This is a genomic window from Pseudomonas sp. Q1-7, from assembly GCF_028010285.1.
In the GTDB taxonomy this organism is placed as follows: Bacteria; Pseudomonadota; Gammaproteobacteria; order Pseudomonadales; family Pseudomonadaceae; genus Metapseudomonas.
The window spans coordinates 232320-246552 of the sequence record NZ_CP116304.1 but is presented as its reverse complement, the minus strand read 5'-3'; the positions used below and the strand labels follow the sequence as shown (position 1 = coordinate 246552).

General features: G+C 65.7%; 13 protein-coding genes. 3 read left to right on the top strand and 10 right to left on the bottom strand.

Going from position 1 to position 14233, the window contains the following annotated elements:
• Window positions 1-55: 55 nt before the first annotated feature.
• Window positions 56-1444, top strand: a complete 1389-nt coding sequence (locus PJW05_RS01155; RefSeq protein ID WP_271410119.1) for a DUF2868 domain-containing protein — start codon at window positions 56-58, stop codon at window positions 1442-1444.
• Window positions 1437-2807: a GTPase/DUF3482 domain-containing protein gene (locus PJW05_RS01150; RefSeq protein WP_271410118.1), complete on the top strand. Its 1371-nt coding sequence runs from the start codon at window positions 1437-1439 to the stop codon at window positions 2805-2807. Before PJW05_RS01155 ends, PJW05_RS01150 begins: the two co-directional genes overlap by 8 nt.
• A gap of 1 nt (window position 2808) precedes the next feature.
• On the opposite strand, the gene PJW05_RS01145 is transcribed toward PJW05_RS01150, so the two are convergent.
• Genes PJW05_RS01145 through PJW05_RS01130 form a run of 4 tightly spaced genes read right to left on the bottom strand, consistent with a single transcriptional unit; the run spans window position 2809 to window position 6201 of the window.
• On the bottom strand, window positions 2809-3807 hold the full coding sequence (locus tag PJW05_RS01145; RefSeq protein ID WP_271410117.1) for a ribonuclease T2 family protein: 999 nt from the start codon (window positions 3805-3807) through the stop codon (window positions 2809-2811).
• Between the two features lie 7 nt (window positions 3808-3814).
• Window positions 3815-4609, bottom strand: a complete 795-nt coding sequence (locus PJW05_RS01140; RefSeq protein ID WP_271410116.1) for a thymidylate synthase — start codon at window positions 4607-4609, stop codon at window positions 3815-3817.
• Window positions 4609-5409: a prolipoprotein diacylglyceryl transferase gene (lgt, locus tag PJW05_RS01135; protein WP_271410115.1), complete on the bottom strand. Its 801-nt coding sequence runs from the start codon at window positions 5407-5409 to the stop codon at window positions 4609-4611. Before lgt ends, PJW05_RS01140 begins: the two co-directional genes overlap by 1 nt.
• Before the next feature lie 9 nt (window positions 5410-5418).
• A complete protein-coding gene (locus PJW05_RS01130; protein ID WP_271410114.1) occupies window positions 5419-6201 on the bottom strand; it encodes a sulfite exporter TauE/SafE family protein in 783 nt (260 codons plus the stop codon).
• 167 nt (window positions 6202-6368) lie between these two features.
• Here PJW05_RS01130 and PJW05_RS01125 point away from each other — a divergent pair, with 167 nt between their 5' ends.
• Window positions 6369-7121, top strand: coding sequence for an NRDE family protein (locus tag PJW05_RS01125; RefSeq protein WP_271410113.1), 753 nt, complete (start codon window positions 6369-6371; stop codon window positions 7119-7121).
• Window positions 7122-7256: 135 nt separating this feature from the next.
• On the opposite strand, the gene PJW05_RS01120 is transcribed toward PJW05_RS01125, so the two are convergent.
• The 6 genes from PJW05_RS01120 to PJW05_RS01095 form a co-directional block, all read right to left on the bottom strand.
• On the bottom strand, window positions 7257-8141 hold the full coding sequence (locus tag PJW05_RS01120) for an ABC transporter permease subunit (protein ID WP_271410112.1): 885 nt from the start codon (window positions 8139-8141) through the stop codon (window positions 7257-7259).
• Window positions 8138-9049, bottom strand: a complete 912-nt coding sequence (locus PJW05_RS01115) for an ABC transporter permease subunit (RefSeq protein ID WP_271410111.1) — start codon at window positions 9047-9049, stop codon at window positions 8138-8140. The genes PJW05_RS01120 and PJW05_RS01115 overlap by 4 nt, the downstream gene beginning before the upstream one ends.
• The gene (gene potA, locus PJW05_RS01110; RefSeq protein ID WP_271410110.1) at window positions 9046-10188 is read right to left on the bottom strand and encodes a polyamine ABC transporter ATP-binding protein; all 1143 of its coding nucleotides are present in this window, start codon (window positions 10186-10188) and stop codon (window positions 9046-9048) included. The genes PJW05_RS01115 and potA overlap by 4 nt, the downstream gene beginning before the upstream one ends.
• A gap of 139 nt (window positions 10189-10327) precedes the next feature.
• Window positions 10328-11398 carry a polyamine ABC transporter substrate-binding protein gene (locus PJW05_RS01105; protein WP_442969235.1) on the bottom strand — a complete coding sequence of 357 codons (1071 nt, stop codon included), beginning with the start codon at window positions 11396-11398 and terminating at the stop codon, window positions 10328-10330.
• Between the two features lie 159 nt (window positions 11399-11557).
• Complete coding sequence (locus tag PJW05_RS01100; RefSeq protein WP_271410109.1) at window positions 11558-12658, bottom strand: polyamine ABC transporter substrate-binding protein; 1101 nt, start codon at window positions 12656-12658, stop codon at window positions 11558-11560.
• Between the two features lie 158 nt (window positions 12659-12816).
• Window positions 12817-14184: an aspartate aminotransferase family protein gene (locus tag PJW05_RS01095; protein ID WP_271410108.1), complete on the bottom strand. Its 1368-nt coding sequence runs from the start codon at window positions 14182-14184 to the stop codon at window positions 12817-12819.
• Window positions 14185-14233 lie beyond the last annotated feature (49 nt).

The following is a 14233-nucleotide window of genomic DNA, read 5'->3' as shown; positions in this document are numbered from 1 at the left end:
ACGGCCCGCCCGCAACGGCTATCCTCTGGGCTCACCCTTGGCCAAGAGGCCCTTCGTGAGCCAACCCGACTCCACCCCCCTCTCCCACATCGACCGCCTCTGGCTGACCGAGGCGATCCGCCTGCGCGAAGAACACGCAGGCCCCCTCGAAGATGCCGAAGCCAACCGTCGCGCCAATGCCACCGGCGGCGACCTTGCACAACGCATCCAGACCCGCGCCCTCTGGCTGGCCGAGCGTGACGGCCAGGCCGAGGCCCTGCAGCACTGGCGCCAGGGCGCCCGGCTCGCCGGCCTGCTGCTGACGTTGCTCGCCCTGGCAAGCGGCGCCGGCCTGGCGGTGGCCGCGCTGGGCGACGGTCAACGCCCGGTCAACCTGTTCTGGGCCCTGGGCAGCCTGCTCGGACTGCACCTGCTGATGCTGTTCGGTTGGGTGCTGTCCTTCGGATTCGGCCGCGGCACCAGCCTGCTCGGCCGGTTCTGGCTCTGGACCAGCGGCAAGCTCGCCCGCGACGCCCAGGCCGCGCACCTGGCCCCGGCCCTGCTCCTGCTGCTGCAACGCCAGCGGCTGACCCGCTGGGCCCTGGGCGCCCTGGTCCATGGCGCCTGGTCGCTGAGCCTCGGCAGCGCCCTGCTGGTGCTCCTGCTGCTGCTCGCCACCCGCCGCTACGGTTTCGTCTGGGAAACCACCATCCTCGGTAGCGACACCTTCGTCGTCCTCACCCAGGCCTTGGGCGCCCTGCCCGCGCTGCTCGGTTTCAGCCTGCCGGACGCCGAAACCATCCGCGCCAGCAGCAGCGTGGTCAGTGCAGAGGCCGCGCGCCAGGCCTGGTCCGGCTGGCTGCTCGGCGTGGTCTTCACCTACGGCCTGCTGCCGCGCCTGCTGCTTGGCCTGTTCTGCGGATGGCGCTGGTCGCAGGGCCGCACCCGCCTGGCCCTGGACCTCGGCCTGCCCGGCTATGGCCTACTGCGCGAACGCCTGCAACCGGCCAGCGAGCGCCTGGGGGTCTGCGATGCAGCCCCCGCCACCTTGCCCGCCCCCCATGCCGGCCAACGGGACGGCGAGAGCCATGGCGCGCTGCTGGTGGGCATCGAACTGGATGACCGCCAGCCCTGGCCGCCGGCTCTGCCCCGAGGGGTGGGCGATGCCGGCGTGCTGGACAGCCGCGAACAGCGCCAGCGCCTGTTGGACCAGCTCAGCCGCTTCCCCCCGCAGCGCCTGGCGGTGGCCTGCGACCCACGCCGCTCGCCGGACCGTGGCACCCTGGCGCTGATCGGTGAACTGGCGCGCAGCGCGGCGCAGACCCGCGTCTGGCTGCTGCCGCCCCCTGCCGGCGAAGCCCTCGACAGCCAGCGCCTGGAAGACTGGCACCAGGCCCTCGACCGCCTTGCCCTGCCCCACGCCCAGGGCGCCCCCCTGCGCTGGCTGGAGCGCGGCCATGACTAAGCCGCTGAAACTGGCCGTGGTCGGCCACACCAATGTCGGCAAGACCTCCCTGCTGCGCACCCTGCTGCGTGATCGCGACTTCGGCGAGGTTTCTCATCGGCCCAGCACGACCCGCCATGTGGAAGGCGCGCGCTTGTCGGTGGACGGCGAGCCGCTGCTGGAGCTCTACGACACCCCCGGCCTGGAGGACGCCATCGCCCTGCTCGACCACCTGGAGCGCCTGGACCGTCCCGGGGAACGGTTGGACGGTCCGGCAAGGCTGGCCCGTTTCCTCGACGGCAGCGAGGCGCGCCAACGCTTCGAGCAGGAAGCCAAGGTCCTGCGCCAACTGCTGGCGTCCGACGCCGGGCTCTATGTGATCGACGCCCGCGAGCCGGTGCTGGCCAAGTACCGTGACGAGTTGGCGGTGCTCGCCATGTGCGGCCGCCCGCTGCTGCCAGTGCTGAACTTCGTCGCCAGCGAAGGCCACCGCGAGGCCGACTGGCGCGAGGCCCTGGCCCGCCTCGGCCTGCATGCCCTGGTGCGCTTCGACAGCGTGGCGCCGCCGCTGGACGGCGAGCAGCGCCTCTATGACAGCCTCGCCCTGCTGCTGGAGCGCGCCCGTCCGCAACTGCAGCGCCTGGTGGACGATCACCAGGCGCAACGGCGTCTGCGCCTGGAGACCGGCGCCCGGCTGATCGCCGAACTCCTGCTGGACGTGGCCGCCTGTCGGCGCAGCGTGCCGGCCCAGGACGCCGCGCTGCAGGCCGCCACCGAGATTCTGCGCCAGCAGGTGCGCCAGCGTGAGCAGCGCTGTGTGGAAGCGCTGCTGCGGCTCTACGCCTTCAACCAGGGCGATGCCGCCGCCGGCGAACTGCCATTGCTGGACGGCCGCTGGGGCGACGACCTGTTCAATCCAGAGACCCTCAGGCAACTGGGTGTACGCCTGGGCGGCGGCATGGCCGCGGGCGCGGCAGCCGGGGCCGGTGTCGACCTGCTGGTGGGCGGCCTCACCCTCGGCGCCGCCGCGGCCCTTGGCGCCATCGCCGGGGGCGCCTGGCAGACCTTCGGCCATTACGGCGAACGTCTGCTGGGCAAGATCAAGGGACAACGCGAACTGACCGTGGACGACGCCATCCTGCGCCTGCTCGCCCTGCGTCAACGCCAGTTGCTGGCGGCGCTGGACGCCCGCGGCCACGCGGCCTTCGAGGCGGTGCGCATCGGCACCCCGGAAGAGCAGCAATGGCGCGAAGGCAAGCTACCGCCCGTGCTGGCCAAGGCACGTGCCCACCCGGAATGGTCGTCGCTGAATCCCGGCGCGGAGCTGGAACAGGCGGAACGCCAGGGCTGGGTGGCCAGCCTGGCAAAGGGTTTGCAGCCCTAGCTCAGCGGCCGCCCGCTTCGATGAGAATGCGGTCCGCTCGGCACTCGTTGCGGTCGGCCGGCCGGCGACTGGCGAACTGGCCGTCGACCACGCCTACCAGGCTGTCGGCCGTCTTCAGCTCGCGGGGCAGGGCCACGCGGATTTCCTGCAGGTACTGGCCGCTGCAGATGAGCAGGAAGTTGTGCGACGCTTCGCGGCTACCGAACTCGTCCTCCACCTTCTGGTAGAAGACGCGCCTGGAAATGCCGCCACCGATGTTGGCGACCACGTACTGGCCGGCCTTCGACTCATCCAGCTGGCGCACCAGGTCGACGGCGCGGCGGAAGTAGGTATCGTCGTCCATCTGCGTCTGGCAAATCCCGTGCTTGTCCCACTGGTAACGACCGAAGCGGGTGCTGTACTGGAAGTTCGGCATCCACGGCCGCACATAATCCAGGGTGTCGGCGCGGAGGTTCATCTGCGGCCCCTGGCAATGGCCGTAGTGCTTGCCGCAGGACTGGCGATTGGGCCAGAGGCCGTGGAGCGTCAGGTGGGAAATCCGCAGCTCACCGGCGTCCAGCGCCTCGCACTCGGGTTTGCTGCCCTGGTAGGAGGCGTGTTCGCAGAACCCCGGTTGCCAAGTGGCGGCCAGCACATAACCGTCGTGCTGGTCCGGCAGGCTGCAGATATCGCCGCCGGTGGCAGACCCTTGCGCCTTGCCGGTGTTGAACACCAGCCCTTCGACAGCCCCGCAGCCGGCGGAAACCCAGCGCAGCGGCGTAGCGCTAGCCGGCAGGCGAATGCGCAGCCAGTCGTAGTCGCGCTTGTTCACTTCCACCACTTCGTAGCGCTGCCCCGGCCTCACTTCGAGCCCGTCCGGGTTGGTGCGCTTGCGGATGGACTGGAAGGCCTCGCAGCGCTGGCTGGCGACGAAGCGGCCCTGGGCCGGTTCGGCCCAGGCGGCAAAGGCCGGCCAGAGGCCGAGCAGGCCCGTGAGCAGGGCCGCGACTGGCCATTTCATCGTCGGCTCAGACCGCGACCGGGGCCTTGATGTGCGGATGGGACTGGTAGCCCACCAGCTCGAAGTCCTCGAAGCGGAAGGCGAACAGGTCTTTCACCTCGGGATTCAGCTTCATGGTCGGCAGCGGCAGCGGCTCGCGGGTGAGCTGCAGGTCGGTCTGCTCGATATGGTTGGCGTACAGGTGGCAGTCACCGCCGGTCCAGATGAACTCGCCGGGCTCAAGGTCGCAGACCTGGGCCACCATCAGGGTGAGCAGCGCGTAGCTGGCGATGTTGAAGGGCACGCCGAGGAAGATGTCCGCCGAGCGCTGGTACAACTGGCAGCTCAGCTTGCCGTCGGCCACGTAGAACTGGAACAGCGCGTGGCAAGGCGGCAGGGCCATCTCGTCCACCAGGGCCGGGTTCCAGGCGGAAACGATCAGGCGGCGCGAGTCCGGGCTCTTCTTGATCATCTCCACCACCTTGGCGATCTGATCGATGGATTCGCCGTCGGGCGCCGGCCAGGAGCGCCACTGGTAGCCGTAGACCGGCCCCAGGTTGCCCTCTTCGTCGGCCCACTCGTCCCAGATGGAGACGCCGTTGTCCTTCAGGTACTTGATGTTGGTGTCGCCCTGCAGAAACCACAACAGCTCGTGGACGATGGATTTCAGGTGGCACTTCTTGGTGGTCACCAGGGGGAAGCCATCGGCCAGGTCGAAGCGCATCTGGTGGCCGAACACGCTGTAGGTGCCGGTGCCGGTGCGGTCGCTCTTGAAGGTGCCGGTCTCGCGCACGCGGCGCATCAGGTCGAGGTACTGTTTCATCAGACGGCTCCTTGGGCGGCCTGGCGGCGGTGGGCCCAGACGATCAAAGCGATGCCGCCGACGATCATCGGCAGGCAGAGGACCTGGCCCATGGTCAGCCAGCCGAAGGCCAGGTAACCAAGCTGGGCATCGGGGACGCGGACGAACTCCACGGCGAAGCGGAAAATGCCGTAGAACAGCGCGAACATGCCGGAAACCGCCATGGTCGGGCGGGGTTTGCGCGAGTAGAACCAGAGGATGGCGAACAGCGCCACGCCTTCCAGGGCGAACTGGTAGAGCTGCGACGGATGGCGCGGCAGCTGGGCCGGGTCGGTGGGGAAGATCATCGCCCAGGGGAGATCGGTGGCCTTGCCCCACAACTCAGCGTTGATGAAGTTGCCGATGCGGCCGGCGCCCAGGCCGATGGGCACCAGGGGCGCGATGAAGTCCATCAGTTGGAAGAAGCTCTTGTTGTGGCGTTTGCCGAACCAGAGGGTGGCCAGCATCACGCCGATCAGGCCACCGTGGAAGGACATGCCGCCCTTCCAGACTTCGAAGATCAGCAACGGGTTGGCGATATAGGCCGACAGGTCGTAGAACAGCACATAGCCGAGACGGCCGCCGGCGATCACGCCGAGGGCGACCCAGAACACCAGGTCGGAGAGCTTTTCCTTCGTCCAGGTGGGATCGAAGGCCTTGAGGCGGCGCGAGGCCAGCCACCAGGCGCCCCCGATGCCGATCAGGTACATCAGGCCGTACCAGTGGATCTTCAGCGGTCCGATGGCCAGGGCCACCGGGTCGATCTGGGGATAAGCCAGCATCACAGCTCCTTAGATCAGGAAGTTCAGACCCACTGCCAGCAGCAGCAGGGCGAACAGGCGCTTCAGCAGGCGCGGCGGCAGCCGGTGGGCCAGGCGCGCGCCAAAGCGGGCGAAGAACATGCTGGTGACGGCAATGCCCACCAGCGCCGGAAGGTAGATAAAGCCCAGGCTGTAGGGCGGCAGGCTGGCATTGTTCCAGCCCAGCAGCATGAACGACAGCGCGCTCGCCGCGGCGATGGGCAGGCCACAGGCGGCGGACGTGGCCACCGCCTGCTGGATCGGCACGCTGCGCCAGGTCAGGAAGGGCACCGTCAGCGAACCGCCGCCGATACCGAAGATCGCCGATGCCCAGCCGATCACCGCACCCGCCAGGGTCAGCCCAGGCTTGCCCGGAACATCGCGGCTGGCATTGGGCTTCAGGTCCAGGCCCATCTGCATCGCCACCAGTATGGCGAAAACCCCGATGATCTTCTGCAGCATCGGCCCCTGGATGGACGCTGCGGTCAGGGAACCCAGGCCGGCGCCGATCAGGATGCCCACCGCCATCCAGGCGAATGTCGACCAACGCACCGCACCCTTGCGGTGGTGCTCGCGCACCGAGTTGACCGAGGTGAAAATGATGGTGGCCAAGGAGGTGCCCACGGCCAGGTGGGTGAGGATGCCCGGATCGAACCCATGGGCGGTGAAGCTGAACACCAGCACCGGCACGATGATCATGCCGCCGCCGACGCCAAACAGCCCGGCCAGCACTCCAGCGCACGCGCCAAGCACCAGGTAGAGCAGGAATTCCATGGACACCCCCGAAAACAAAGCGGCATGTTAACGGAAGCCCGAACCGGGCTCCACCGGGAGCGATGGACGCCATTGCGGGCAGTCGACGACCCGGTGGAAAACCATTTCAATTGATGTAGTTTTCCTACCGACTGCTACACTCCGGCTCATAAAAAGGAGACGACTCCATGTGCCTGATCGTATTCGCATGGCGCCCCGGACACGAAGTCCCGCTGGTGCTTGCAGCAAACCGCGATGAATTCTACGCACGTCCCACCCTCCCCATGGCCCGCTGGGAAGACGCTCCCGGCGTTATCGCCGGCCGTGACCTGGAAGCCGGAGGCACCTGGCTCGGTGCAGGGCCCAAGGGCCGCTTCGCCGCGCTCACCAATATCCGCGATCCCCGGACGCCGCCGGTCGGGCGAACCCGTGGCGAGCTCTGCGTGCAGTTCCTGCGCGGCACCATGGGGCCCGGCGAGTTTCTCGAGGACGCATTGCGCCGGGCCGGCGACTATTCCGGCTTCAACCTGCTGGTGGGGGACGACCGCGAACTCTGGTTCCTCAACCCGCGCACGGGCGGGCCGATCAATCTCAAGCCCGGCATCTACGGCGTCTCCAACGCCGACCTGGATACCCCCTGGCCCAAGGTCGAGCGCGGCAAGGCGGCCATCGCCGAGTGCCTGAACCCGCCGTCCACCGACGCCCTGCTCAACCTGCTGCACGACCCGGAGGTAGCGCCGGACCACATCCTGCCGGACACCGGAGTGGGGCTGAACACCGAGCGCATGCTCTCCAGCGTATTCATCGCCACCCGCACCTACGGCACCCGCGCCAGCTCGGCGCTGGTCGTCCGTGCCGATGGCAGCCGCGAACTGGTGGAGCGCAGCTACGGCCCGTATGGCGCCAAGCTGGGGGATGTGCGGATGGAGCTGGCGGACTAAGCCCGCCTGAGTTCCCGACTGCCCCGTGGGAGCGAATTCATTCGCGATTGAAATCGCTTCCACACATGGCATTCCAGGATGACGCCGAAAACACAAAGGCCACCCGAAGGTGGCCTTTGTCGTTACAGCGCTGGATCAGGCGGTCTGGGTAGAGGCCGGCTTCCAGTTGGAGGACGCCGCTTCCTCGGCCATGGTTTCCATCGCCTGCTGGATGGCACGCTTGCGACGCTCCTCGGCCTTGCGGGTGAAGAACCAGGCGAGGAAGGTGAACAGCGACACGCTGAGCAGGATCAGGCTGGCCACGGCGTTGATCTCCGGCTTCACGCCCAGGCGCACGGCGGAGAACACCTCCATCGGCAGGGTGGTGGAGCCGGGACCGGACACGAAGCTCGCCAGTACCAGGTCGTCCAGGGACAGGGCGAAGGACATCATGCCGCCCGCTGCCAGGGAGGGCGCGATCATCGGAATGGTGATCAGGATGAACACCTTCCAGGGGCGCGCGCCCAGGTCCATGGCCGCTTCCTCGATGGAGAGGTCCAGCTCCCGCAACCGCGCCGACACCACGATGGCCACATAGGCCGAGCAGAACGTGGTGTGGGCGATCCAGATGGTCACCATGCCGCGCTCCTCGGGCCAGCCGATCAACTGGGCCATGGCCACGAACAGCAGCAGCAGGGACAGACCGGTGATCACCTCGGGCATCACCAGCGGCGCGGTGACCATGCCGCCGAACAGGGTGCGGCCACGGAAACGCGGGATGCGGGTGAGCACGAAGGCGGCCAGGGTGCCCAGGGCCACCGCTGCGATGGCGGTGTACAGGGCGATCTCCAGGGAACGGAACACCGAGTTCATCAACTGGGTGTTGTCCAGCAGGCCCACGTACCACTTCACCGACCAGCCGCCCCAGACCGTCACCAGCTTGGAGGCGTTGAACGAGTAGATCACCAGGATGACCATGGGCAGGTAGATGAACAGCAGACCCACCCAGAGCATCACACTGGAGAAACTGAAGCGCTTCATACCTTGCCCTCCAGTTCCTTCGCCTGGTTCTTGTTGAAGAGGATGATGGGGATCAGCAGGATCGCCAGCATCACCACCGCCAGGGCGGACGCCACCGGCCAGTCGCGGTTGTTGAAGAACTCCTGCCACAGCACCTTGCCGATCATCAGGGTCTCCGGGCCACCCAGCAGTTCCGGGATCACGAACTCGCCCACCACCGGGATGAACACCAGCATGGAGCCGGCGATGATGCCGTTCTTCGACAGCGGCACGGTGATCTTCCAGAAGCTGTTGAAGGTGCTCGACCCGAGGTCGGAGGCGGCCTCCAGCAGGCTGAGGTCATGCTTCACCAGGTTCGCGTAGAGCGGCAGCACCATGAACGGCAGGTAGGAGTACACCACGCCGATGTACACCGCCAGGTTGGTGTTGAGGATCTGCAGCGGCTGGTCGATCAGCCCGATGCCCATCAGGAAGCTGTTGAGCAGGCCGTTGTTGCTGAGGATGCCCATCCAGGCGTAGACGCGGATCAGGATCGCGGTCCAGGTCGGCATCATGATCAGCAGCAGCAGCACGGTCTGGGCTTCCTTGCTGGCGCGGGCGATGGCGTAGGCCATCGGGTAGCCGATCAGCAGGCATATCAGGGTGCTGAAGAACGCCACCTTGAGCGAACCGAGGTAAGCCGCCAGGTAAAGCTCGTCCTCGCTGAGCAGGAAGTAGTTGCCCAGGTTGAGGATGAGCTGGATCTGGTTGTCCACCCAGGCGTAGACCTCGGTATACGGCGGGATCGCCACGTCCGCTTCCGCGAAGCTGATCTTCAGCACGATGGCGAAGGGCAGCAGGAAGAACAGGAAGAGCCAGAAGAACGGAACCCCGATGACGAGATGCCGGCCCGTGGGGACCAGGCTTTGCAGCTTCTTGGCGATGTTCATGACCGCAGCACCACGCCGCTGTCGTCTTCCCACCAGACGAAGACTTCGTCATCCCAGGTCGGACGGGCGCCACGGCGCTCGGCGTTGGCGACGAAGGACTGGACGACGGTGCCGTTCGGCAGCTTGACGTAGAACACCGAGTGGCCGCCGAGATAGGCGATGTCGTGCACCTTGCCGCGGGACCAGTTGTACTCGCAGGTGGGCTGCTCGGTGGTCACCAGCAGCTTCTCCGGACGCAGGGCGTAGGTGATGCGCTTGTCCTGCACCGAGGTGGTCACGCCATGGCCAACGTAGATCGGGCGCTCCAGCTGCGGGCAGGCGATCAGCGCATGGGCCTCGTAGTCCTCGACCACTTCGCCCTCGAAGAGGTTGACGTTGCCGATGAACTCGCACACCAGGCGGCTGATGGGGGTCTCGTAGATGTCCACCGGACTGCCGATCTGCTCGATGCAGCCCAGGTGCATGATGGCGATGCGCTGGGCCATGGTCATGGCCTCTTCCTGGTCGTGGGTCACCATCACGCAGGTCACGCCCACGCGCTCGATGATTTCCACCAGCTCAAGTTGCATCTGCGAACGCAGCTTCTTGTCCAGGGCGCCCATGGGCTCGTCGAGCAGCAGCAGCTTCGGACGCTTGGCCAGCGAACGGGCCAGGGCCACGCGCTGGCGCTGGCCGCCGGACAGCTGGTGCGGTTTGCGCTTGGCGTACTGGGTCATCTGCACGAGCTTGAGCATCTCGTTGACGCGCTCGTCGATCTCCGCCGCCGGGAGTCTGTCCTGTTTAAGTCCGAAGGCGATGTTCTGCGCAACAGTCATATGCGGGAAGAGCGCATAGGACTGGAACATCATGTTGATCGGGCGCTCATAGGGCGGCATGTCGGTGATGTCGACGCCGTCGAGCATGATGCGCCCTTCGGTTGGCCGCTCGAAGCCCGCGAGCATGCGCAACAGAGTTGATTTACCCGAACCGGAGCCGCCGAGCAGGGCGAAGATCTCACCCTTGTTGATGGTCAGGGATACATCCTCCACCGCCACCGTCTCGTCGAACTTCTTGGTCACCCGGTCGATCTTGACCAGCACCTCTTTGGGTTGCTGGCTGCCCTCGAGGGCTTTCTTGTAGGCACCGGAGGCTATTGCCATTACCACACTCCCAGAATTTGCTACCTGACCACCGCGGCCGGGCGCGTTTATACAGCATGGGCGCGAACCAGACATCCTGCCCGGCAAGGCCTGGGTTTCCCGATGGGCCCGCCACGCCGCGGGCACCATCGGCCGTGCATCACTTGCCCGACTTGACCTTGGTCCAGCTGCGGGTCATCAGCCGCTGAACCTTCGGCGGCAGTTCCGCCGAAACGTACAGCTTGTCCAGCACCGCTTGTGGCGGGTAGACGGACTCGTCGGTGCGTACTTCCTGATCCATGAACTCCCCCGCCTTGAGGTTGGGGTTGGCGTAGCCGACGTAATCGCTGACCTTGGCGATCACCTCGGGCTCGAGCAGATAGTTGATGAAGGCATGCGCCTGCTTGGCGTTCGCGGCATCCGCCGGAATGGCCAGCATGTCGAACCAGAGGTTGCCGCCCTCGTTCGGGATCGCGTAGACGATCTCGATGCCCTTGCCGGCTTCCTCGGCGCGGGCTGCGGCCTGGAAGATGTCACCGGAGAAGCCGGCAGCGACGCAGATGTCGCCGTTGGCCAGGTCGCCGATGTACTTGGAAGAATGGAAATAGGTGACGTAGGGGCGTACCGCCATCAGCTTCTCCTCGGCCTTCTCGTAGTCGTCCGGGTTGGTGCTGTTGGGGTCCAGGCCCATGTAGTTGAGCACGGCGGGGATCATCTCGTCCGCCGAGTCGAGGAAGGCCACGCCGCACTGGCTGAGCTTCTGGATGTTCTCGGGCTCGAAGATCGCCGCCCAGGAGTCGATGTGGTCGACACCGAGCGCGGCCTTGACCTTCTCGACGTTGTAACCGATGCCGTTGGTGCCCCACAGGTAGGGGACGGCGTATTCGTTGCCCGGGTCGTTGCGCTGGAGTTGCTTGAGCAGCTTGGGGTCCAGGTTCTGCCAGTTGGGCAACTGGCCGCGGTCGAGTTTCTGGAACGCGCCCGCCTTGATCTGCTTGCCGAGGAAGTGGTTGGAGGGCACCACCAGGTCGTAGCCGGTACGGCCCGCCAGCAGCTTGCCTTCCAGGGTTTCGTTGGAGTCGAAGACGTCATACACCGGCTTGATGCCGGTTTCCTTCTGGAAATCCGCCAAAGTGGTCTCGCCGATGTAGTCCGACCAGTTGTAGATATGCACCGTCTGCTCCGCCTGCGCCTGGGAAGCCAGGGTCAGGGTCGCTGCGGCAGTGATCATCATCTTGCGGATGGGGAAGTGCACAGGTTCGTCCTCTTGTTGTTTCCAGCGGTGTTGGAAGTCGCCCGGGTCGATTCCGCCCCGGACTGTTCAACTCGCGGGGTTGCGCAGCACGGTCCGGGCACCGGCGGGAACCCCCGCCGGGCACGGCAGTCGTGCTTATTTGCCCGACTTGATGGTGGTCCAGGCGCGGGTCATGGCGCGCTGCACCTTGGCCGGCAGGTCCGGGAAGGCGTAGAGCTTGGCCATGGTCGCCTCGCTCGGGTAGATGCCCGGGTCCTTGCGGATCGCCTCGTCCACCAGCTCAGTGGCGGCGGCGTTGCCGTTCGGGAACTGCACGAAGTTGGTGATCTCGGCCATGATTTCCGGCTTCATCAGGAAGTTCATGAAGGCGTAGGCCGCATCGGTGTTCGCGGCGTCGGCCGGAATCGCGATCATGTCGAAGAAGGTGCCTGCGCCTTCCTTCGGAATGTTGTACGCAACGGTCACGCCACCCTTGGCCTCTTCGGCGCGGGACTTGGCCTGGTACACGTCACCCGAGTAGCCCACCGCCACGCAGAGGTTGCCGTTGGCCAGGTCGGAGATGTACTTGGAGGAGTGGAAGTAGGTGATGTGCGGACGGATCTTCAGGAACAGCGCCTCGGCTTCCTTCAGTTCCTTCGGGTCCTGGCTCACCGGGCTGTAGCCCAGGTAGTGCAGGGCGATCGGCAGAATCTCGGTGGGCGAGTCGAGGAAGGACACACCACAGGATTTCAGCTTCTCGATGTTTTCCGGCTTGAACAGCAGGTCCCAGGAGTCCACGGGGGCGTTCTCACCCAGGACGGCCTTGACCTTGTCCGGGTTGTAACCGATGCCGATGGAGCCCCACATGTAGGGGAAGGCGTACTGGTTGCCCGGGTCGGACACCTCGACGGTCTTCAGCAGGTTCGGGTCCAGGTTCTTCCAGTTCGGCAGCTTGGACTTGTCCAGGGGCTGATAGACCTTGGCCTTGATCTGCTTGGCGAGGAAGTTGTTGGACGGCACCACGATGTCGTAACCGGACTTGCCGGCCAGGAGCTTGGCTTCGAGGGTCTCGTTGGAGTCGAAGACGTCGTAGACGACCTTGATACCGGTTTCCTTGGTGAACTTGTCGACCGTATCCGGCGCGATGTAGTCCGACCAGTTGTAGACGTGCAGCACCTTGTCGTCAGCCTGGGCCATGCCGGCCACGGCACCCGCCAGGGTCATGGCGAGCAGGGTCTTGCCGAAGGTTTTGATCATGCGCGTAGCTCCTTTTTTGTTGAAGTGTCCGAGTGGCGTCGTACCGAATACGCCACCACTCGGTGAGCCTGGCCAACGCACCGGGGAAGTCTGGCAAGGTAGAGGGCTCGCTTACAACAGGCGGCCTATTGAAATGCCACCATCGAGCCCTCTTTTTCCTAGCCCTTTACTTCCGCCAGGGTGAGGTCGAGGCACTTGCGCGCCTTGATCACCAGTTCGTCGACTTCGTCTTTGCTGATCACCAGCGGCGGCGAGATGATCATGGTGTCACCCACCGCCCGCATGATCAGACCGTTACGGAAGCAGTGCTCGCGGCACAGCATCCCCACGCCATTGGCGAAACGCTCCCGGGTCTGCTTGTTCTTGACCAGTTCCAGGGCGGCCACCATGCCGACCCCGCGCGCCTCGCCAACCAACGGGTGGTCGGCCAGCTCCTGCCAGCGCTGTTGCAAATAAGGTGCCGTTTCCGCCTTCACCTTCTCGACGATCTTCTCTTCGCGCAGGATGCGGATGTTCTCCAGCGCCACCGCGGCGGCCACCGGGTGACCGGAGTAGGTGAAGCCGTGGTAGAACTCGCCGCCCTCATTCAGCACATCGACGATCTCGTCACGCACGATCACGCCGCCCATGGGGATGTAGCCCGAGGTCAGGCCCTTGGCGATCGGCATCAGGTCCGGGGCGTTGCCGTAGTACTGGCTGCCGAACCACTCGCCAGTACGGCCGAAGCCGCAGATCACTTCGTCGGCGATGAACAGGATGTCGTACTTGGCGAGGATCTCGCGGATCTTCGGCCAGTAGGTTTCCGGCGGAACGATCACGCCACCCGCGCCCTGGATGGGCTCGGCGATGAAGGCGGCGACCTTGTCCTCGCCCACTTCGAGAATCTTCTTCTCCAGTTGCTCGGCGGCCCAGACGCCGAACTCGGCCGGCGGCATGTCGCCGCCTTCGCCGAACCAGTAGGGCTGGGCGATGTGCTCGATGCCCGGAATCGGCAGGTCGCCCTGCCCATGCAGGGCCTTCATGCCGCCGAGGCTGACGCCGGCCACGGTGGAGCCGTGATAGCCGTTCCAGCGACCGATGATGACCTTCTTCTGTGGCTGGCCCTTGGTCGCCCAGTAATGGCGGACCATGCGCAGCACGGTGTCGTTGGCTTCCGAGCCGGAGCCGGTGAAGAACACATGGTTCATGCCTTCCGGCGCGACTTCGGCGATCGCCCTGGCCAGTTCCACCGCCGGCGGGTGCGCGGTCTGGAAGAACAGGTTGTAGAAGGGCAGCTCACGCATCTGCCGGGTGGCCGCCTGGACCAGTTCCTCGCGGCCGTAACCGACGTTGACGCACCACAGGCCGGCCATGCCGTCGAGGATCTTGTTGCCCTCGCTGTCCCAGACATACACGCCTTCGGCCTTGGTGATGATCCGCGCACCCTTGGCGTTCAGCGCCTTGTAGTCGGTGAACGGCGGCAGATGGTGGTCACGACCGAGCGCTTGCCATTCAAGGGTCTGGGGGTTGGTCACTTGGCTGTTCATTTCTTTACCTCAGTAAACACTCGTCAGGAGGGCCGGTCGTTCCGGCCGG

Bases quoted from the DNA above. Each gene is read 5' to 3' on its own strand.
- PJW05_RS01150 (WP_271410118.1), top strand. From the start codon at position 1,437: ATGACTAAGCCGCTGAAACTGGCCGTGGTCGGCCACACCAATGTCGGC.
- PJW05_RS01145 (WP_271410117.1), bottom strand. From the start codon at position 3,807: ATGAAATGGCCAGTCGCGGCCCTGCTCACGGGCCTGCTCGGCCTCTGG.
- PJW05_RS01140 (WP_271410116.1), bottom strand. From the start codon at position 4,609: ATGAAACAGTACCTCGACCTGATGCGCCGCGTGCGCGAGACCGGCACC.
- lgt (WP_271410115.1), bottom strand. From the start codon at position 5,409: ATGCTGGCTTATCCCCAGATCGACCCGGTGGCCCTGGCCATCGGACCG.
- PJW05_RS01130 (WP_271410114.1), bottom strand. From the start codon at position 6,201: ATGGAATTCCTGCTCTACCTGGTGCTTGGCGCGTGCGCTGGAGTGCTG.
- PJW05_RS01125 (WP_271410113.1), top strand. From the start codon at position 6,369: ATGTGCCTGATCGTATTCGCATGGCGCCCCGGACACGAAGTCCCGCTG.
- PJW05_RS01120 (WP_271410112.1), bottom strand. From the start codon at position 8,141: ATGAAGCGCTTCAGTTTCTCCAGTGTGATGCTCTGGGTGGGTCTGCTG.
- PJW05_RS01115 (WP_271410111.1), bottom strand. From the start codon at position 9,049: ATGAACATCGCCAAGAAGCTGCAAAGCCTGGTCCCCACGGGCCGGCAT.
- potA (WP_271410110.1), bottom strand. From the start codon at position 10,188: ATGGCAATAGCCTCCGGTGCCTACAAGAAAGCCCTCGAGGGCAGCCAG.
- PJW05_RS01105 (WP_442969235.1), bottom strand. From the start codon at position 11,398: ATGATCACTGCCGCAGCGACCCTGACCCTGGCTTCCCAGGCGCAGGCG.
- PJW05_RS01100 (WP_271410109.1), bottom strand. From the start codon at position 12,658: ATGATCAAAACCTTCGGCAAGACCCTGCTCGCCATGACCCTGGCGGGT.
- PJW05_RS01095 (WP_271410108.1), bottom strand. From the start codon at position 14,184: ATGAACAGCCAAGTGACCAACCCCCAGACCCTTGAATGGCAAGCGCTC.